We start from the raw sequence: 17,399 nt of genomic DNA on the forward strand, positions 1-17,399 counted from the left end.
GCCTCACCCGGAGACGCAGAACTCGTTGCCCTCCGGATCGGTCAGCACCGTCCACGCCAGCCCCGGCACCGAATGCTCCGCCACTTCCTTCGCGCCCAGCCCGACCAGCCGTTTCACCTCCGCTCCGCGATCGTCACCGCCGAAGTCGAGGTGCACCCGGTTCTTGCCCGCGCGGGGCTCCGGTACCCGTTGCAGCCCGAGCGGCAGCCCGCCCTCGGGCGGCGCGAGCACCAGGAACTCACCGCCGTGGTCCTGGGCGACCGTCGTGCCCAGTGCCGCCGTCCAGAACTCCGCCAGACCGCGCGGGTCTGCGCAGTCGATCGTGATCATGCCCAGGTGGATCGCCATGCCCTCGAAGCTAGCGGCCACCACCGACAAAAACGGGCCGCCGAGTAACCCGTTGGAGTCACGGCCGGGGGAGTGACTACCCTGAGCGGGACTTTCACACCCGCCCGGAGCAGGGAGCCCCGCAGTGATCACCAGGACTTCGTCGTTGTTCCTTCGCACCTTGCGCGAGGATCCGGCGGACGCCGAGGTACCGAGCCACCGGCTCCTGGTACGCGCCGGCTACGTCCGCCGGGTCGCCCCGGGCGGGTACTCGTGGCTGCCGCTCGGCCTGCGCGTGCTGCGGCGGATCGAGAACGTCGTGCGCGACGAGATGAACGCCATCGGCGCGCAGGAGATCCAGTTCCCCGCGCTGCTGCCGAAGGAGCCCTACGAGGCCACCGGCCGCTGGACCGAGTACGGCGACAGCCTGTTCCGCCTGAAGGACCGCAAGGGCGCCGACTACCTCCTCGGCCCGACGCACGAAGAGCTCTTCACGCTCACGGTCAAGGGCGAGTTCAACTCCTACCGCGACTACCCGGTCACGCTGTACCAGATCCAGACGAAGTACCGCGACGAAGCGCGTCCCCGCGCCGGCATCCTGCGCGGCCGCGAGTTCGTCATGAAGGACTCGTACTCCTTCGACCTCGACGACGAGGGCCTGGAGCGCTCCTACCAGGCGCACCGCGCCGCCTACACGAAGCTGTTCGACCGCCTCGGCCTCGAGTACGTCGTCGTGAAGGCGACGTCGGGCGCGATGGGCGGTTCGGCGTCCGAGGAGTTCCTCGCCGTCGCCGAGACGGGTGAAGACACCTACGTCCGCAGCACGGACTCGGGCTACGCGGCGAACGTCGAAGCCGTCGTCACGCCCGCGCCGCCCGCGCAGCCGATCGAGGGCCGCCCCGAGGCGCAGGTGCACCACACGCCCGGCACGCCGACCATCGAGACGCTCGTCAACTTCCTCAACGACGCGAACCTGGGCCGCACGTTCACCGCGGCCGACACGCTGAAGAACGTCATGCTCAAGACGCGTCAGCCGGGCGCGAAGGAGTGGGAGCTGGTCTGCGTCGCGATCCCGGGTGACCGCGAAGTGGACATGAAGCGCCTCGAAGCGTCGCTGGAGCCCGCCGAGGTCGCGCTGCTCGAAGAGGCCGACTTCGCGAAGAACCCGTTCCTGGTCAAGGGCTACATCGGCCCGAAGGCGCTGCAGGACAACGGCGTGCGCTACCTCGCCGACCCGCGGGTCGTCCCCGGCACCGCCTGGGTCACCGGGGCCGACAAGGTCGACCACCACGTCGTCGACCTGCTGGCCGGCCGGGACTTCACCCCCGACGGCACGATCGAGGCCGCCGAGGTCCGCGAGGGCGACGCGTCTCCGGACGGACAGGGCACCCTGGTCGCCGCGCGCGGCATCGAGATCGGCCACATCTTCCAGCTCGGCCGCAAGTACGCCGACGCGTTCGAGCTCGACGCGCTCGGCCCGGACTCGAAGCCGATCCGGATCACGATGGGTTCGTACGGCGTCGGCGTCTCGCGGCTGGTCGGCGTGCTCGCCGAGCAGAACCACGACGACCTCGGCCTGATCTGGCCGCGCGAGGTGTCGCCGTTCGACGTGCACATCGTCATCGCGGGCAAGGACGAAGCCGTCGCGGCGGGCGCCGAGAAGATCGCCGCCGAGCTGGACGCGGCGGGCATCGAGGTCATCCTCGACGACCGCAAGGCCACACCGGGCGTCAAGTTCGCCGACGCCGAGCTCGTCGGCGTCCCGACGATCCTGGTGGTCGGGCGCGGCCTGGCCAACGGCGTCGTCGAGGTCAAGGACCGGCGGTCGGGCGAGCGCGAGGAGATCGCGGTCGACGCCATCGTCGAGCACCTGGTCAAACTCGTCCGTTCCTGATGGTCCGGTTTTCCCGGCGTCCCGAAGACGAGACGCCGGGGTACGAGGACAACGCGGCGCTCCGCGGGTTCGGCGGCTACGAACCCGCGGACGCGCCGCGCGCGCGACCGAAACGGATCCGCCCGGCCGCGAAGCCGCTGAAGTGGCGTCGGGTGCCGTGGTTCGGGCTGGTGTTCATCGCGTTGGTCGCGGGCGTGCTGAACGCGGTGGGCGCCGGCAAGCCGCGTCCGGCGTCGTCGACGCCACCACCCGCGCCGCTGGTCGTGACGCCTTCGCCCCGGGTGACGGTGCCCGCTTTGACGAGCGGCTGGCAGTCGGTGGCGGCTCGCGACGGCTCGTACGCCTACGACGTGCCGCCGGCGTGGACCCCCAAGCCGGGCACGCTGCACGGCTGGGACGAGCCGTCGATCCGGCTGATCACGAGCGCGTTCCTGGGCGAGAACTTCTGCGGCAAGGACACCCTGGGCGGCGCAGGCGTCACCACGGAACCGGTGGCCGACCCCGACGCGGCGGCGAGCAAGGCCGCAACGGACCTGGCGAAGGGCGCGTACGGCGGGACTTCGCAGGTCGGCCCGGGAACGGAAGCCCAGCTCACGAAGGCCGACGGAACCAAGGCCCCAGCCCGGGTGGTGATCGCCGAAGTGGTCCCGTCGGCGACGGGCGAGTGCGCGGCGAAGCACGCTTTGGTGGTGGCGATGGGCTTCGGGACCGGCCTGGGCGCGTCGGGCGTGGTGGTGGCGTACGCGGACAGCGACCGTTCTGGGGCTTCGATCCGCGAGGACCTCGTCAAGATCGTGGAGAGCTACCGGTTCGTCCCGGCGGCCGATCGCGGGACGACCACGCCGCCGCCGACCACCTACCGCTGACCGCCGGACTTCGGCAGGCTGTGGTGCCATGACCGGTGCTGCGGACAGACGGCTGGCCCGGATCCGGACCGGTGCGTTCGGGGTGCTGGCCGTCAGCGGGTTCCTGCTCCTTTTCGGACCCCTGCTGGCGAAAGCGTGGATCTGGCTCGTCGAGCCGCGGGATCCGAACTGGTGGGCCGCCGGTGGGCAGTGGGTCGGTGGCATCGGCACGATCGGGGCCGTCGTCGTCGCGCTGTGGATCGCCATCCGGGACAACCGGCGGCTGCAGGCGGACCGGCTCCAGCGGGATCGGCGGGAGCGGCAGGAGCAGGCCGCCAAAGTCACCGCGTGGATCGAAACCACCAGTGGCGGCGGCGTCGACATGATCGTCTCCAACGCGAACGCCGAGGCGGTCAACCACGTCGTCGTCTCGTTCGACCTCGTGCGGCACCTGCCGATGACCGGGTCCACGCTGCACCGAGGACCGGTCATCGACGACGACGAGTACCTCTACGCCATCCTCCCGCCCGGGAAGTGGCGGATGCCGGTCCGCGAAGGGTGGCAGCGCCCGGACATGACGCCCGGCGTGATGCTCGCCTTCACCGATTCGCGCAACGGGCACTGGCTCCGGCTGACCGACGGCAGGCTGATCGAGAAGGACCAGGACGTCGTCAGTCGCCGGAGGATCCGGTTCCCGCAGCGGATCAGCGTGCCCGAGAGCTACTGACCAGCTTCGCCAGCTCCCGCAGCCGGACGTCCGGCAGGTACGCCCGGCTCAGCGCCAGCCCGATCCGCGGCAGGTCCGCCTCGTCCCGGTACGCCAGGTACAACGGCACCCGCCGCGGCTGGAACTTCGCCTTGAACGCGTGCAGCGAACGGAACCCGTAGTACGGCTCCATGACCCGCCCCAGCGACTCCAGCGCCCGGTCCAGCGGGCACGCCGGAGAGGCGCTGCGCGCCAGGGGCGCACCGGACAGCGACACGAACCGGGCGCCTTCCGAGCGGAACGCCACGCACGCCGACGCGATCAGGAACTCCATCACCGGCCGGAAACCGTGGGCGCTGCGGCGCATGACGTCGAGCGTCCAGCCGCCGACCTGGCCCGCGCCCGTGTAGACCGGCAGCCACGACGTCACGCCGTGGACCGTGCCCTCCGCGTCCACCGCCAGGCCGACCCGCGTCGCCGGGTCCATCGCCTCGTCGAGGCCGCCGAGGGTGAAGCCCATCTCCGGCATGGCCTTCTCCGACATCCACTCCTCCGACAGCGCGCGGACCTGGGCGAGGATCGGCTCGGGCTGGTCGGCCAGGCGGACCAGCCGGAACTCGATGTCCTGCTTGGCGGCCTTGTTCAGCGCCGACCGGACGTCCTGCCACGCCTTGCCGCGGAACTCCAGGTTCTCCAGGTCGAGCACGTTGTCCTCGGCGACCTGGACGTGCTGCCAGTCCAGCTCGCGCGTCGCCGCGACCGTCTCCTCCGTCGCGGAGAACACGCACGGCACCAGGCCGGTGTTCTCGCACATCGAGGCGAACTCGGTGACGGTGGCCGCCGCCGTGCCGTCCGGCGCGATCGGGTCGCCGAGCGCGACCGCGACGCCCGCGTGCTTGCGGTAGGCGAGGTACGAACGCCCGTCCTCGCGGACGAAGTACGTGTTGCGCGGCCAAGTCGTCATCCACGACAGCGTGCTGCCGCCGTGCCGGTCGAGCAGTGTCCGGGCCAGCGCCGGGCCGGGACCCTGCGCGTGGCGCCGCAGCCGGCGCCGGGACGGGACGCGGAACGCGTGCTGCGCGGCGATCAGGACACCCAGCTCGACCGTCCACAAGAGATTGTCCACGAAGAACAGGGGCAGGCCCGTGGTGTCGTAGTCCGAGCCGAAGACCTGGGCCAGCCCGTAGACCGTGGCCGCGGCGAGGCCCTGCAGAGTCACGAACACCGACAGCGCGACCGCCCAGCGCCACGCGACGCGGCCGCCCTTGCGCAGCCCGTTGAGCATCGGCACCACGACCAGCACGAGCACCGCCAGCTCCGGCGCCGACAGCGAAACCCCTTCGTCGGAACCGAACGGGCCGTCGCCGGGCACCAGGAACATGACGATTTCGGCGATGGTGAGCAGCAGCAGGCCGGCGACCGTCAGCAGCCGCCACTCGCGCGGGTTCGGCCCCGCCGACGGCACCCGGCGGGAGCCGACGAGCCGGTTGCCGAGCGGGATCGCCAGCAGCAGCGCGAAGAAGTGGACGAGGTCGGCCAGCGTGCCGACGTAGATGATCGCGACGCCGGCATACACGCACAGCCCGGCCCGCAGCCGCAGCGCCCACGGCGGCCGCAGCGTCGCGCTGGCCACCGCGACCGCGGCGAGCGCGCCGCCGGAGAACCCGACGTCGAGGCTGCCCGCCATGCGCTCGGCCCACAGCCAGCCGGAATTGCGGCACAGGGCGAGGAACTGCGTCGCGACGAGCACCGAGGCGAACTGGCCGCCGATGGTCACCGCCATCGCGCGCCGCGTCCCCAGCTGCCACTCGGCGAAGCCCGCGAAGAGCGCGAAGCTGCCGACCATCGGGAGGTAGAACCACGGGATGACGGCGAAGAACGGCCCGGTCAGCATCGTCCACCACCGGCCCGCCTCCAGCGACGGCAGCCCGTAGGCGATGAACGGGTAGGCCGCGCGGTCTTCGGCGGCGTTCCACAACGCCCCGGTCGCGACGGCCAGCACGAGCATGGCGAGCACGACGGTGCTCGTGAACGGCAGACGCTGTCTGAGCACCGCGGCCGCGCCCCGGATGCGTCCCCCTCCGGCGGTCATGGCCGCCGACGCTGCATCAGTCATGCGGGACAGCATGGCGAGTGCCCGCCCCTACCCACATCGGGCAAACGAAGGAGATTGACCCCTAAGGGGTCGTCCCTTCGAATGAGGGTTGACCCCCTCTGAAGGAGGACGCTCAGCCGAAAACGGCGGTGCGCACGGCGTCGGTGTCGGCCAGATCCGGCAGCACGGTGTGCGCGCCGGCGGCCCGCAGTTCCTCGGCGGTGTAGTGCCCGGTCGCCACCGCGATCGACACCGCGCCGTGGTGCAGAGCGGCTTCGACGTCGTTCGGGGTGTCGCCGATGACGACGACCGAGGCGGCCGCGAACTCCGTGCCGTGCTTGGCCGCGGCGAGCGCGACCGCGTGCGGCACCAGGTCGGGGCGGTGCGCCGACAGCGTGCCGTAGCCGCCGATGTCGAGGTCGAGGTGCTCGTGCAGGCCGAACGCGGCGAGCTTGTGCCGCGAGATCTCCGGCAGGTTGCCGGTGACGAGCGACTGGACTACGCCGTCGTGCCCGGCGAACGCCTTCAGCGCCTCGGCCGCGCCCGGCAGCGCGCGGCCGGACGTCGGCAGGTGCTCGACGGCGCGTTCGGACTCCGCGATCAGCGCCAGCCAAAGCGCCTGGAGCAGCTCCTCGGTCGGCTCGATGCCGTGCGCGGTGAGCAGGTCGGTGCTGATCGCGCGTTCGGTGCGGCCGCCGAAGTCGGGGTAGGAGACCAGCTCGGTCCCGGTCGTCGCGGCGAGCGCCGCCGCGTACCAGGCGGAACCGAGGCCGGTGAAGTCCACCAGCGTGTGGTCGATGTCCCAGAGCACCAGCCGTGTCTTCGTCACGGTGTCGAGGCTACCGGCGACACTATTCAACACGCGTTGACTTTCTCGGGACGCGGTCTTACCTTGGCTAGTAATTCAACAAGCGAAGAATAACAGGAGTCGGCATGACTCGTCTCGTATCCCTCGCGGCCCTGGCGGGCGCGCTGGTGGCCGTGGTGCTCGGGTTCCTCACCTTCGGCGCGCAGGCCACCGCCGCGCCCGACGGCGTCCCGGTCGCAGTCGCCGGGCCGCCGGAACTCGCCCAGCGCGTCGCGGCGCACGGCGGCGGCCAGCTCGCCTGGACCGTCACGACCCCGGCCGACGCCCGTCGGCTGCTGGAGCACAAGAAGGTCTACGGCGTGCTCGAACTCGGCTCGCCCGCGACGGTCGTGACATCGGGGGCCGTCAACCCGGCCGGCACGCAGGTCGCGCAGCAGGCGCTCACCGCCGGGGCGGCCGCGCTGGGCGGCCCGCCGAAGCAGGAGGTGCTGCACCCGGCGAGCGCGGCCGGGCGGACCGCGCCGCTGGCCGCGTCCGCGCTGGCCTGGATCGGCGCGCTCGTCGCGGGGCTCGCGCTGACGCAGCTGGCCAAGCGCACCGGCCGCACGATCGGCGCCGGCGCGCGGTTCCTGCAGGTCGTCGGCGCCGGCGTGCTGGTGACGGCGGTCGTGGCCGGGTTTTTCGCGCTGTGGGACGCCGCGTTGCCGCTCGACGCCGGCGTCCTCGGGTTCGTCTTCCTCGCCGCGACGGCGTTCGCGGCCGTGCAAGCGGGTCTGCTGCGCCTGCTCGGCCTGCGCGCGATGGCCGTGCTCGGCCCGCTGTACCTGGTCGCGCCCGCGGTCGCCGGGCAGGTGCCCGAGCTGCTGAACCCGGCTTACCGCACGCTGCTGTGGTCGTGGACGCCGTTCCGCTTCTCGGCCGAGGGCCTGCGCAGCCTGCTCCAGGGCGTGCCGGACGCGCCCGACGTCACGACCGGGCTGTGGGTGCTCGGCGCGCTGCTGGTCGCGGGCCTGCTGGTGGTGCTGTGGCCCGGCCGGTCAGCCCGCCAGGAGGCTGAACCGCACCTTCCGGACCGGGTTGTCGAGGTTGGTGTCCACTAGGCAGATCGACTGCCAGGTGCCCAGCGCGAGGACGCCGCCGAGCACCGGGATCGTCGCGTACGGCGGCACCAGCGCCGGGAGCACGTGGTCACGCCCGTGGCCGGGGCTGCCGTGCCGGTGCCGCCAGCGGCCGTCGCGGGGGAGCAGCTCGTCGAGCGCGGTCAGCAGGTCTTCGTCGCTGCCCGCGCCGGTCTCGAGGATCGCCAGGCCGGCGGTGGCGTGCGGGACCCAGACGTGCAGCAGGCCGTCCGCCGCGTCGGCGTCGCGCAGGAACTCCTCGGCCTCGTGGGTGAGGTCGCGGACGACGGCTTCGGCGCCGGTGCGGACTTCGATCTCGGTGGAGTACATGGGTTCCAGCCTAGGCTCAGGTTTCCAGGTAGCGCAGCACCGCGAGCACCCGGCGATTGTCCCCTTCGGACGGTGGCAGGCCGAGCTTGCCGAAGATCGACGTCACGTACTTTTCGACGGACCCGGCCGAGAGGAACAGTTTCGCGGCGATCGCGGAGTTCGACCGGCCCTCCGCCATCAGGCCCAGGACTTCGCGCTCCCGCGGGGTCAGCCCGCTGAGCGCGTCGGTCTGGCGCGTCGCCGAGAAGAGCTGGCTGACGACTTCGGGGTCGAGGACCGTCTCGCCGTCGGCCACCCGGCGCAGCGCGTCGAGGAAGTCCGAGACCTCGGCGACGCGGTCCTTGAGCAGGTAGCCGACGCCGCCCGCGCGGCCGGCCAGCAGCTGGGCCGCGTACTTCGTCTCGACGTACTGGGAGAACAGCAGGATCGCGCGGCCCGGTGACTCCAAGCGCAGCGCGATCGCGGCCCGCAGGCCCTCGTCGGTGTGCGTCGGCGGCATTCGGATGTCCACAATGGACACATCCGGGGTGTTCTCTTCGACGGCGGCCCGCAGCGCGTCGGCGTCCTTCACCGCGGCGACGACCTCGTGGCCGCGGAAGGTCAGCAGCTCGACGAGGCCCTGGCGCAGGATGGTGGAGTCCTCCGCGATGACGATCCGCATGCCGCGACCCTAGCGGGGCAGCGGCACCCGCGCGGTCACTTCGGTCGGACCGCCGGCCGGGCTCGTGACGGCCAGTTCGCCGTCGACGGTCCGCAGCCGCTCGGCGACGCCGGCCAGCCCGCCGCCCGGCACGAGCCGGGCGCCCCCGGGGCCGTGGTCGCGCACCCGCAGCCAGAGGACGTCCCGTTCTTCGGCGACTTCGACGTGGGTCTTCCCGCCGTGCTTCGCGGCGTTCGTGAGGAGTTCGGCGGCGCTGAAGTAGACGATGGTTTCGAGCGACGGCGGCGGCCGGCGCGGCAGGTCGACGGTGACCCGCGCGTCCATGCCGGACGTCGCGACGAGGGTGGCGAGGGCGACGTCGAGCCCGGCGTCGAGGGCGGCGGGGTGGATGCCGCGGGCGAGGTCGCGCAGCTCGGTGAGCGCCTGCTTGGCGTTGGCGTGGGCCGCGGTGACCAGCTGTTCCACCTGGGGCAGGTCGGCGTGCTCGAGCTCGTCCTTGGCCAGGCCGAGCTTCATCGCGAGTGCGACGAGCTGGGCCTGGGCACCGTCGTGCAGGTCGCGCTCGATCCGTCGTAGCCGCAGGGCGGAGTCTTCGACGGCGGTGGCGCGGCTGGCTTCCAGGTCGCGGACGCGTTCGGAGAGCACGCGCGTGCCGAGCAGGCCGACGACCAGCAGCCGGTCGAGCGCGGCGAAGGCGTGCGTGACCCACGGGAGTGCGACGAGCACCAGCAGACCGGACGCGGACCAGGCGAGCGCGCCGAACCAGTTTTCGGCCCGGATGCCGAAGACGGGCAGGCGCTGCTCGCCGAGCGGGAACCAGAAGACGGCGAAGGGGGTCGCGGCCAGGGCGTAGAGCGACCCGGCGGTGACGGCGAAGAGCCCGGCGAGGGTCAGGGGGAGCCGCAGGAGGAGATAGCCGGCGGCGCGCCAGCCGGCGGGGTCGCCGACGCGGGCTTTGACCCAGGCCCAGAGACCGGGCTTGAGCTCGGGCCGCCGAGGAGCGGGAACGCTGACGCCGAGCAGGGCTTTGGCGAGCCGCCGGTGCGCGGCGCCGAGGCCCCGGGCGTAGAGGACGGCCCCGGCGAGGACCAGGAACCCGAGGAGGACGGGCGTCATCCAGACGCCGAGCGCGAGGACGACGAGGAAGCTCGTCAGGGCGAAGAGGGTGAGCGGCGCGGAGAGGCAGAGCCAGAGGTACTCGGCCCGGAAGTCCCGCGCCGCGAGGGGCCCGAAGACGCGGCGCAGGGGGTGGGGGAGATCGGGGCTGGTCACGGGTTCAGTCTGGCTCGGGTGGGTGGCGGTGCCCATCCGGTTTTCCCCCGGTCGCGACCCCGGGAAGTGCCCGGTGTGTCAACCTCAGGTGACCTGACGGCTGGGGTCAGCTGAGCGCATGGGCTACGGGGCGATCAGGTTGGTTCTGTCTCGTCGTCGCGGCGGTTGCGGAGGTTGGCCGGAATGCCGCCACGCCGGAGGGATGACGTCGGAGACGGCGACGGCGTTGGTCATGGTGAGGAAGACGAATCCGCCTTCGAGTGTGATCTCGTGAAGCGCGTTGCAGAACGCGGCTTCGTCGTACTCGGAGTGCAAGCGGGGTGCGCACGGCTGAGCCGGATCGGTGAGGACTAGAGGCAGGCAGGCGGCGGCCTTGCCGGGTCGCTTCGCGATCATCGCTGCGATCAGACCCAGGCCGCGGAAGGTATGGCCGAGCCGCTCGCCGACTTTCTCGGACTGCTGCCAGTACGTCGTAACGCGTGACGGCCACCCCGGAACTTTCTCGAGGTGGCCGTCACGACCCAAAACTCACGGGGTGTCCGGGTCGTCCTCCCGAGCCTTCTGCGCCGCTTCGCGCATCTCGATCACGTCCGTCAGCCAGTCGCCCGTCTCGCGGGCTATGTCGCGGATCGCGCCCGTGATGATCGACGCTATGTTGCCGACGTGCGTCGCCGCTGATTCGGTGATCACCTGCAGGGTGTCCTTCTCGCGTTCGAACTGGCCCACCATGTCACCCTCACGCTGCTCGGAGCTGCCGGTCGGGTTCCACGGTAGCCGGGGACTGCGGCGAGGGCAGGGCCAGTTTCACGATCTTCTTCGCCACCGACCACAGCTGCCGGTGCAGCGGGCCCGTGTTGTACGGCAGCCCGTACTTCTCGCAGATCGCGCGCACCTCGCCGGCGATCTGCGGGTAGCGGCGCGCCGGGATGTCCGGGAACAGGTGGTGCTCGATCTGGTGGGACAGGTTGCCGCTCATGATGTGGAACAGCGGGCCGCCGGTGATGTTCGCCGAACCCAGGATTTGACGCAGGTACCACTGCCCGCGCGACTCTTCCGATGTCTCCTCTTCCGTGAAGCTTTCGACGTCCGCCGGGAAGTGGCCGCAGAAGATGATCGCGAACGCCCACAGGTTGCGGGTCAGGTTCGCCGTCGCGTTGCCGAGGAACGTCAGCGGCGCCAGCGGGCCGGTCAGCAGCGGGAACAGGACGTAGTCCTTGCCGATCTGCCGCGACGCCTTCCGCACGATGCGCCGCAGCACCGGGACGTTCTCGGCCCAGGTCCGCGAACCCTTGACGACGTTCTCGACCTCGAGGTCGTGCAGCATCACGCCCCACTGGAAGAACAGCGCCAGCAGCGTCGCGTACACCGGGTTGCCCAGGTAGTACGGGTGCCACTTCTGGGCGGTGTCCATCCGCAGGATGCCGTAGCCGACGTCGCGGTCCTTGTCGACGATGTTGGTGTATGTGTGGTGGATGTAGTTGTGCGAGTGCCGCCAGTTCTCGGCCGGCGCCACCGTGTCCCACTCGAAGCGCTGCGAGCTCAGCGCCGGGTCGCGCGTCCAGTCGTACTGGCCGTGCATGACGTTGTGGCCGATCTCCATGTTGTCCAGGATCTTCGCCACCGACAGCGCGCCGACGCCGGCGAGCCACGCGGGCGGGAAGAAGCCGGCGAACAGCAGTGCTCGGCCCGCGACCTCCAAGCCGCGCTGGGTCTTGATGACGTTGTGGATGTAGTCGACGTCCTCCTGGCCCAGGTCGTCGACGATCCGCTGCCGCAGCGCGTCGAGCTCGCGGCCGAACTCCTCGACCTGTTCCGGGGTCAGGCGGTCCTGCAGACCGGTCATGACAATCTCCTCTAGGCGTCGATCTCGACGTCCCCGACGGGGACGGAGATGCAGAGCTGGATTTCTTCGTCTTCGTCGCCGGACACCTCGCCGGTGCGGGCGTTGCGGACGCGCCCGGCGGTCTTGAGCTGCGTGCAGGAGAAGCAGATGCCCATCCGGCAGCCGTGCTCCGGCGACAGGCCCGCCTCCTCGGCCTGCTCCAGCAACGGCTTCCCGGAGTTGGCGCACTCCCGCCCGCTGCGCTTGAAGCGCACCTGGCCCTCCGCGGCGGCCGTGTCGAAGGTCAACGCCGGCGGCGTGAACTCTTCGGTGTGCACCCGTTCACCCAGCTCCTCGCGGACCGCGTCCATCAGCGGCTTCGGGCCGCAGACGAACGCCTCCGCGTCGCGGAACCACGGCGCCACGCGCGCGAGGTGTTCCGGCGTGAAGAAGCCGTTCAGGTCGCCGCCCTTCGAGTGCGTGTAGGCGTGGACGACCTTCAGTCGGGGGTGCCGGGCGGCGAGCTCGGCCAGTTCGGTGCGGTACAGCGCGTCGGCCGGCCCGTTCGAGTACTGCACGAACACGATCTCGCCGGCGTGCCCCTCGGCCACGAGCGTGCGGGCCATGGCGAGCACCGGCGTGATGCCGCTGCCGCCCGCGATCAACAGCACGCGGTCCGGCCGGGTGACCGGCAGCGTGAACCCACCGTCCGGAGTGGACAGGTTGACCACCGAGCCGACGCCGATCGCGCGGTTCAGGTGGCCGGAGACCAGGCCCTGCTCCTTGACCGTGAACTCCAGTTCGCCGTCGTACTGCGAACCGCAGGGCGAATAGCAGCGCGTGCGCCGGACGCCGTCGATCTCCACCTGCAGGCGGACGTACTGCCCGGCGGTGAAGCCGGGCCACGCGCGGCTGGGCTTGACGGTGAGGGTGACGGTGTCCGGCGTCTGCTTGCGCACCGCCGTGACCAGCCCGCGGATCTCGCGGCGGACCAGCATCGGGTCGACGAGCTCCAGGTAGCGGTCCATCCCGTGCGGCGTCAGCAGCGCCTCGGCCAGCGAGGCGAGGCTGCGCACCCGCCGGGGGATGAGCGCCGTCATCTGTCCTCCTCGATTACAGTGAACGACTGTACACTGAACAGTGCACTGCAGGAGTGGACTGCCTGTCAACGAAGAGCGCGGAGGATGTGACGTGAGCAACGCGGTGGACATCCGTACGCTGGACCCCGTGTCCGAAGACCCGCTGACGCCGGTGAGCCGTCAGGAGCGCAAACAGCGCACGCGCCAGGCGCTGCTGGACACCGCCCTCGACCTGCTGGCCGACCGCCCGTTCGCCACGCTCTCCCTGCGCGAAGTCGCGAAGGGCGCCGGCATCGTCCCGACGGCCTTCTACCGGCACTTCGCCTCGATGGAAGAACTCGGCGTCGCGCTCGTCGAAGAAGCGACGCGCACGCTGCGCGGCATGATGCGCTCGGCGCGCACCGACCCGGACACCTACCAGGGGATGATCAGCGCGTCGGTGGCGACGGTGCACCAATTCGTCCGGGCGCACGAGGACCATTTCCGGTTCCTGACGCGCGAGCGCTACGGCGGCGGCCCGCTCGCCCGCTCGATCGCCGTGGAACTGCGGATGTTCTCCGGCGATCTCGCGATCGACCTCGCGCGGTTCGCGCCGCTGCGGGCGTGGACCACCGAAGATCTGCACATGCTGGCCGACTTGATCGTTTCCGTGATGATCACGACGACCATCGAACTGCTGGAGGCCCGCCCAGGTGAGGACGGGAAAATCACCGGAACGGCGGAAAAACGGCTGCGGTTGATCCTGCTCGGGATCCCGCACTGGAAATCCGCCTGAACGTTTCCCGCACGGCACCCGTATTTCCCGGCACACACCCCGGACTTGCGACCCAGGTCACTGGGGACTGTCGGTCCGGCGTGGTACAACCCTCGGATCGTGCCTCGCCGATGAGGAGGTCGTGTGGCGGACAGCGAACAGCATCAGCAGCTCACCGTGGGTGTGGTGGCCGAGTCACGCCCCGGGGAGCGCCGGGTGGCCATGGTGCCCAAACTGGTCGGGAGACTCGCGCAGCGCGGGCTGCGCGTCCTGGTCGAACCGGGCGCCGGGTCGGGTGCGCACCTGAGTGACGACGCGTACACCCAAGCGGGCGCCGAACTCGGTGACGCCTGGGGCGCGTCCATCGTCGTGAAGGTCAACCCGCCGAACCCGGCCGAGGTCGCCAAGCTGAGCCGGGGTTCCGTGCTCATCGGCTTCCTCGACCCGCGCGGCAACCCGGACGGGCTCGCGAAGCTCGAAGAAGCGGGCCTGCGCGCGTTCGCGATGGAGGCGGTCCCGCGGATCTCCCGGGCGCAGGCGATGGACGCGCTGTCGTCGCAGGCCAGCATCGGCGGCTACCGCGCCGTGCTGCTCGCGGCGCAGAAGCTCCCGCGCTTCTTCCCGATGCTCACCACCGCGGCGGGCACCGTCCCGCCGGCCAAGGTGCTGGTGCTCGGCGCCGGCGTCGCGGGCTTGCAGGCGCTCGCCACGGCGAAGCGGCTCGGCGCGCAGACCACCGGTTACGACGTCCGGCCCGAGGTCGCCGAGCAGGTCAAGTCGCTCGGCGCGCAGTTCCTCGACCTCGGCATCGAAGCGGTCGGCGAAGGCGGGTACGCCCGCGAGCTGACGGCGGAGGAGCGCGAGGAGCAGCAGCGGCGGCTCACCGAGGCCATCACGAAGTTCGACGTCGTCATCACGACGGCGCTGGTGCCGGGCCGCAAGGCGCCGACGCTGGTCACCGCGGACGCCGTCAAGGGCATGCCCGCCGGTTCGGTCGTGGTCGACCTCGCCGGCGAGACCGGCGGCAACTGCGAGCTGACCAAGCCGGGCGAGGACGTCGTGGAGCACGACGTCACCATCTCCTCCCCGCTGAACCTGCCCGCCGAAATGCCTTCGCACGCCAGCGAGCTGTACGCGCGCAACGTCACCGAGCTGCTGGAGCTGCTCGTGACGAAGGAAGGCGCGCTGGAGCTGAACTTCGAAGACGAGATCGTCGCCGGTGCCTGCGTGGCCGGGCGCGAAGGGAGCACTTCGTGAGTCCTCTGGTGCAGAACCTCGCGGTGCTGGTGCTCGCCGGGTTCGTCGGCTTCGCCGTCATCTCGAAGGTGCCCAACACGCTGCACACCCCGCTGATGTCGGGCACCAACGCCATCCACGGCATCGTGCTGCTGGGCGGCCTGGTCGTGCTCGGCCTCGGCGTCGACGGCGTCTTCAACAAGATCCTGCTGGTGATCGCGATCGCCTTCGGCACGATCAACGTCGTCGGCGGGTTCCTGGTCACCGACCGGATGCTGTCGATGTTCAAGGGCAAGAAACCCGCTCCGGCCGAGGAGGACGAGAAGTGACCGACTTCATCGCGATCCTCTACATCATCGCGTTCGCCCTCTTCATCTACGGCCTGATGGGCCTGACCGGCCCGCGCACCGCCGTCCGCGGCAACTGGATCGCCGCGGTCGGCATGGGCATCGCCGTCATCGCCACGCTGCTCACCCCCGGGATGGGCAACTGGGCGCTGATCGCCCTCGGCGTCGGGATCGGCGTCGTCGTCGGCGTCCCGTCGGCGCGCAAGGTCAAGATGACCGCGATGCCGCAGATGGTGGCCCTGTTCAACGGCGTCGGCGGTGGCGCGGTCGCGCTCATCGCGTGGGTCGAGTTCAATTCGACCGACGGCTACGCGCACGAGCCGGTGTACATCGCGATCGCGTCGCTGTTCGCCGCGATCATCGGGTCGATCTCCTTCTGGGGCTCGAACGTCGCGTTCGGCAAGCTCCAGGAGCTGATCAGCGGCCGCCCGGTCACCATGGGCAAGCTGCAGCAGCCGGTGAACGCGCTGCTCCTGCTGGTCGCGATCGGCTGCGCGGTCGCCATCGTGGCCGGCGGTGACAACGAGCTGCTGATCATCGGCCTGCTCGTCGCGGCGGGCGTCCTCGGCCTCACCGTCGTGCTGCCGATCGGCGGCGCGGACATGCCGGTCGTCATCTCGCTGCTCAACGCCTTCACCGGCCTCTCGGCCGCGGCGATGGGTCTCGCGCTGGACAACACGGCGCTGATCGTGGCCGGCATGATCGTCGGCGCGTCCGGCTCGATCCTGACCAACCTGATGGCCAAGGCGATGAACCGGTCCATCCCGGCGATCGTCGCGGGCGGCTTCGGCGGCGGCCCGGCGGTCGCGGCCGGTGGCGGGACGAAGGAAGCCCGTCCGGTGCGCTCGACGAGCGCGGCCGACACCGCGATCCAGATGGCGTACGCCAGCAAGGTCGTCGTGGTGCCCGGGTACGGCATGGCCGTCGCGCAGGCGCAGCACACCGTCCGCGAGATGGCGAAGCTGCTGGAGAAGAAGGGCATCACGGTCGCGTACGCGATCCACCCGGTCGCCGGCCGGATGCCCGGGCACATGAACGTGCTGCTCGCCGAGGCCGACGTGCCGTACGAGCAGCTCAAGGAGATGGACGAGATCAACTCCGAGTTCGCCCAGACCGACGTCGCGCTGGTGATCGGCGCGAACGACGTCACGAACCCGGCGGCGCAGACCGACCCGAGCTCGCCGATCTACGGGATGCCGATCCTCAAGGTCAACGAGAGCCGGTCCGTGATCGTCTTGAAACGCGGGATGGCGTCCGGCTTCGCGGGCATCGACAACGACCTGTTCTACGATCCGAAGACCAGCATGCTCTTCGGGGACGCCAAGTCGTCGGTGGGCGAGATCGTGGAGGAACTCAAGGCGCTATGACGACCGGGTCGGATGTGCGTGCCGCGTTCACCGACCCCGCGGAGAACCTCGCGTTCGACGAAGCGCTCCTCCGGGTTGCGCCCGAGTCACCGGTGCTGTGGCTCTGGCGCAACCCGGTTTGCGTCGTGGTGGGGCGCGGCCAGCGGATCGCGCGTGAGGTGCGCGTTCCGGAGTGCGAGCGCGACGGCGTCCCGGTGCTGCGGCGGGCCAGCGGCGGCGGCACCGTGTTCCACGACCCGGGCAACCTGAACGTGACGCTGGTCCTGCCGGGCCCGACCGACCGGCCGTTGGAGACGCTCGGCAAGGTGATGAGCGCCGCCGTCGACCAGCTCGGGCTGGTCCCGCGGATCGGCGACCGCGGCCTGTTCGTCGAGGACGCGAAGCTGTGCGGCTTCGCCGTGTTCCGCACCAAGGGCGGGCTGCTGGCCCACTCGACGTTGCTGGTCGAGACGTCGGCGGCGCTGGTCGGCCGTTACCTGACGAGCGCGCCGCCGGATCCACGGCCGCTGGACTCCCACCGCAGCCCGGTGGCGTCGCTGGCCGAGCACGGACTGCGGCCGGGGTTCCCGGCCGTCGAGGCGGCGGTGCGGGCGGCGGCGTCGCAGATCCTCGGGACGCTGGTGCCGCGGCCGCCGTCCGCCGCCGAGCTGGGCCGGCAGCGGGCGCTGCTGCACACCCGGTACCGGTACCCGTCGTGGCACGCGGACGGTGCCCAGCGCGCGGCTTGACCTTCTGTCT

Annotated in this window: 19 protein-coding genes; 9 read left to right on the top strand and 10 right to left on the bottom strand. The window is 71.0% G+C overall.

Translation table 11 applies throughout. The features are described from left to right. Positions 1-3 precede the first annotated feature (3 nt). Complete coding sequence (locus ACIRSS_RS38225; protein WP_400903894.1) at positions 4-348, bottom strand: VOC family protein; 345 nt, start codon at positions 346-348, stop codon at positions 4-6. Positions 349-472: 124 nt separating this feature from the next. Here ACIRSS_RS38225 and ACIRSS_RS38230 point away from each other — a divergent pair, with 124 nt between their 5' ends. The 3 genes from ACIRSS_RS38230 to ACIRSS_RS38240 are packed head-to-tail and all read left to right on the top strand — an operon-like array spanning position 473 to position 3,793. Beyond that, positions 473-2,221, top strand: a complete 1,749-nt coding sequence (locus tag ACIRSS_RS38230) for a proline--tRNA ligase (protein WP_400903895.1) — start codon at positions 473-475, stop codon at positions 2,219-2,221. Beyond that, entirely contained in the window at positions 2,221-3,087 is an 867-nt protein-coding gene (locus ACIRSS_RS38235; protein ID WP_400903897.1) for a hypothetical protein, read from the top strand. The genes ACIRSS_RS38230 and ACIRSS_RS38235 overlap by 1 nt, the downstream gene beginning before the upstream one ends. A gap of 28 nt (positions 3,088-3,115) precedes the next feature. Beyond that, positions 3,116-3,793 carry a hypothetical protein gene (locus ACIRSS_RS38240; RefSeq protein WP_400903899.1) on the top strand — a complete coding sequence of 226 codons (678 nt, stop codon included), beginning with the start codon at positions 3,116-3,118 and terminating at the stop codon, positions 3,791-3,793. On the opposite strand, the gene ACIRSS_RS38245 is transcribed toward ACIRSS_RS38240, so the two are convergent. Together ACIRSS_RS38245 and ACIRSS_RS38250 are read right to left on the bottom strand one after the other, a co-directional pair. Beyond that, positions 3,771-5,864, bottom strand: a complete 2,094-nt coding sequence (locus ACIRSS_RS38245; protein ID WP_400904051.1) for a bifunctional lysylphosphatidylglycerol flippase/synthetase MprF — start codon at positions 5,862-5,864, stop codon at positions 3,771-3,773. The two genes, ACIRSS_RS38240 and ACIRSS_RS38245, sit on opposite strands and share 23 nt — an antisense overlap. Positions 5,865-6,000: 136 nt before the next feature. Then, positions 6,001-6,696, bottom strand: a complete 696-nt coding sequence (locus ACIRSS_RS38250) for a haloacid dehalogenase-like hydrolase (RefSeq protein WP_400903900.1) — start codon at positions 6,694-6,696, stop codon at positions 6,001-6,003. A 104-nt stretch (positions 6,697-6,800) separates the two neighbouring features. On the opposite strand from ACIRSS_RS38250, the gene ACIRSS_RS38255 reads away from it, so the two are divergent. Then, a complete protein-coding gene (locus tag ACIRSS_RS38255; RefSeq protein WP_400903902.1) occupies positions 6,801-7,775 on the top strand; it encodes an ABC transporter permease in 975 nt (324 codons plus the stop codon). Here ACIRSS_RS38255 and ACIRSS_RS38260 read toward each other — a convergent pair. From ACIRSS_RS38260 to ACIRSS_RS38290, 7 genes are all read right to left on the bottom strand, one after another. Next, entirely contained in the window at positions 7,713-8,123 is a 411-nt protein-coding gene (locus ACIRSS_RS38260; protein WP_400903903.1) for a YjbQ family protein, read from the bottom strand. The two genes, ACIRSS_RS38255 and ACIRSS_RS38260, sit on opposite strands and share 63 nt — an antisense overlap. A 16-nt stretch (positions 8,124-8,139) precedes the next feature. Continuing rightward, on the bottom strand, positions 8,140-8,784 hold the full coding sequence (locus tag ACIRSS_RS38265) for a response regulator transcription factor (protein WP_400903905.1): 645 nt from the start codon (positions 8,782-8,784) through the stop codon (positions 8,140-8,142). Between the two features lie 9 nt (positions 8,785-8,793). Beyond that, the gene (locus tag ACIRSS_RS38270; protein WP_400903906.1) at positions 8,794-10,092 is read right to left on the bottom strand and encodes a sensor histidine kinase; all 1,299 of its coding nucleotides are present in this window, start codon (positions 10,090-10,092) and stop codon (positions 8,794-8,796) included. 87 nt (positions 10,093-10,179) lie between these two features. After that, the gene (locus ACIRSS_RS38275; RefSeq protein WP_400903908.1) at positions 10,180-10,452 is read right to left on the bottom strand and encodes a hypothetical protein; all 273 of its coding nucleotides are present in this window, start codon (positions 10,450-10,452) and stop codon (positions 10,180-10,182) included. 132 nt (positions 10,453-10,584) lie between these two features. Beyond that, positions 10,585-10,785 (bottom strand): hypothetical protein, encoded by a 201-nt coding sequence (locus ACIRSS_RS38280; protein ID WP_086680004.1) that lies wholly within the window; start codon positions 10,783-10,785, stop codon positions 10,585-10,587. A 7-nt stretch (positions 10,786-10,792) separates the two neighbouring features. Next, positions 10,793-11,899 (bottom strand): fatty acid desaturase family protein, encoded by a 1,107-nt coding sequence (locus ACIRSS_RS38285; protein WP_400903910.1) that lies wholly within the window; start codon positions 11,897-11,899, stop codon positions 10,793-10,795. Positions 11,900-11,910: 11 nt separating this feature from the next. After that, entirely contained in the window at positions 11,911-12,978 is a 1,068-nt protein-coding gene (locus ACIRSS_RS38290; protein ID WP_400903912.1) for a ferredoxin reductase, read from the bottom strand. Between the two features lie 91 nt (positions 12,979-13,069). Here ACIRSS_RS38290 and ACIRSS_RS38295 point away from each other — a divergent pair, with 91 nt between their 5' ends. The 5 genes from ACIRSS_RS38295 (at position 13,070) to ACIRSS_RS38315 (ending at position 17,389) form a co-directional block, all read left to right on the top strand. Beyond that, complete coding sequence (locus ACIRSS_RS38295; RefSeq protein WP_400903914.1) at positions 13,070-13,732, top strand: TetR family transcriptional regulator; 663 nt, start codon at positions 13,070-13,072, stop codon at positions 13,730-13,732. A 123-nt stretch (positions 13,733-13,855) separates the two neighbouring features. Next, complete coding sequence (locus ACIRSS_RS38300; protein WP_400903916.1) at positions 13,856-14,968, top strand: Re/Si-specific NAD(P)(+) transhydrogenase subunit alpha; 1,113 nt, start codon at positions 13,856-13,858, stop codon at positions 14,966-14,968. Between the two features lie 5 nt (positions 14,969-14,973). Beyond that, positions 14,974-15,276: an NAD(P) transhydrogenase subunit alpha gene (locus ACIRSS_RS38305; RefSeq protein ID WP_072482404.1), complete on the top strand. Its 303-nt coding sequence runs from the start codon at positions 14,974-14,976 to the stop codon at positions 15,274-15,276. After that, entirely contained in the window at positions 15,273-16,661 is a 1,389-nt protein-coding gene (locus ACIRSS_RS38310) for an NAD(P)(+) transhydrogenase (Re/Si-specific) subunit beta (protein WP_400903918.1), read from the top strand. Before ACIRSS_RS38305 ends, ACIRSS_RS38310 begins: the two co-directional genes overlap by 4 nt. Continuing rightward, on the top strand, positions 16,658-17,389 hold the full coding sequence (locus ACIRSS_RS38315; protein ID WP_400903919.1) for a lipoate--protein ligase family protein: 732 nt from the start codon (positions 16,658-16,660) through the stop codon (positions 17,387-17,389). The genes ACIRSS_RS38310 and ACIRSS_RS38315 overlap by 4 nt, the downstream gene beginning before the upstream one ends. Positions 17,390-17,399 lie beyond the last annotated feature (10 nt).

The organism is Amycolatopsis sp. NPDC101161 (genome assembly GCF_044768185.1).
GTDB lineage: Bacteria > Actinomycetota > Actinomycetes > Mycobacteriales > Pseudonocardiaceae > Amycolatopsis.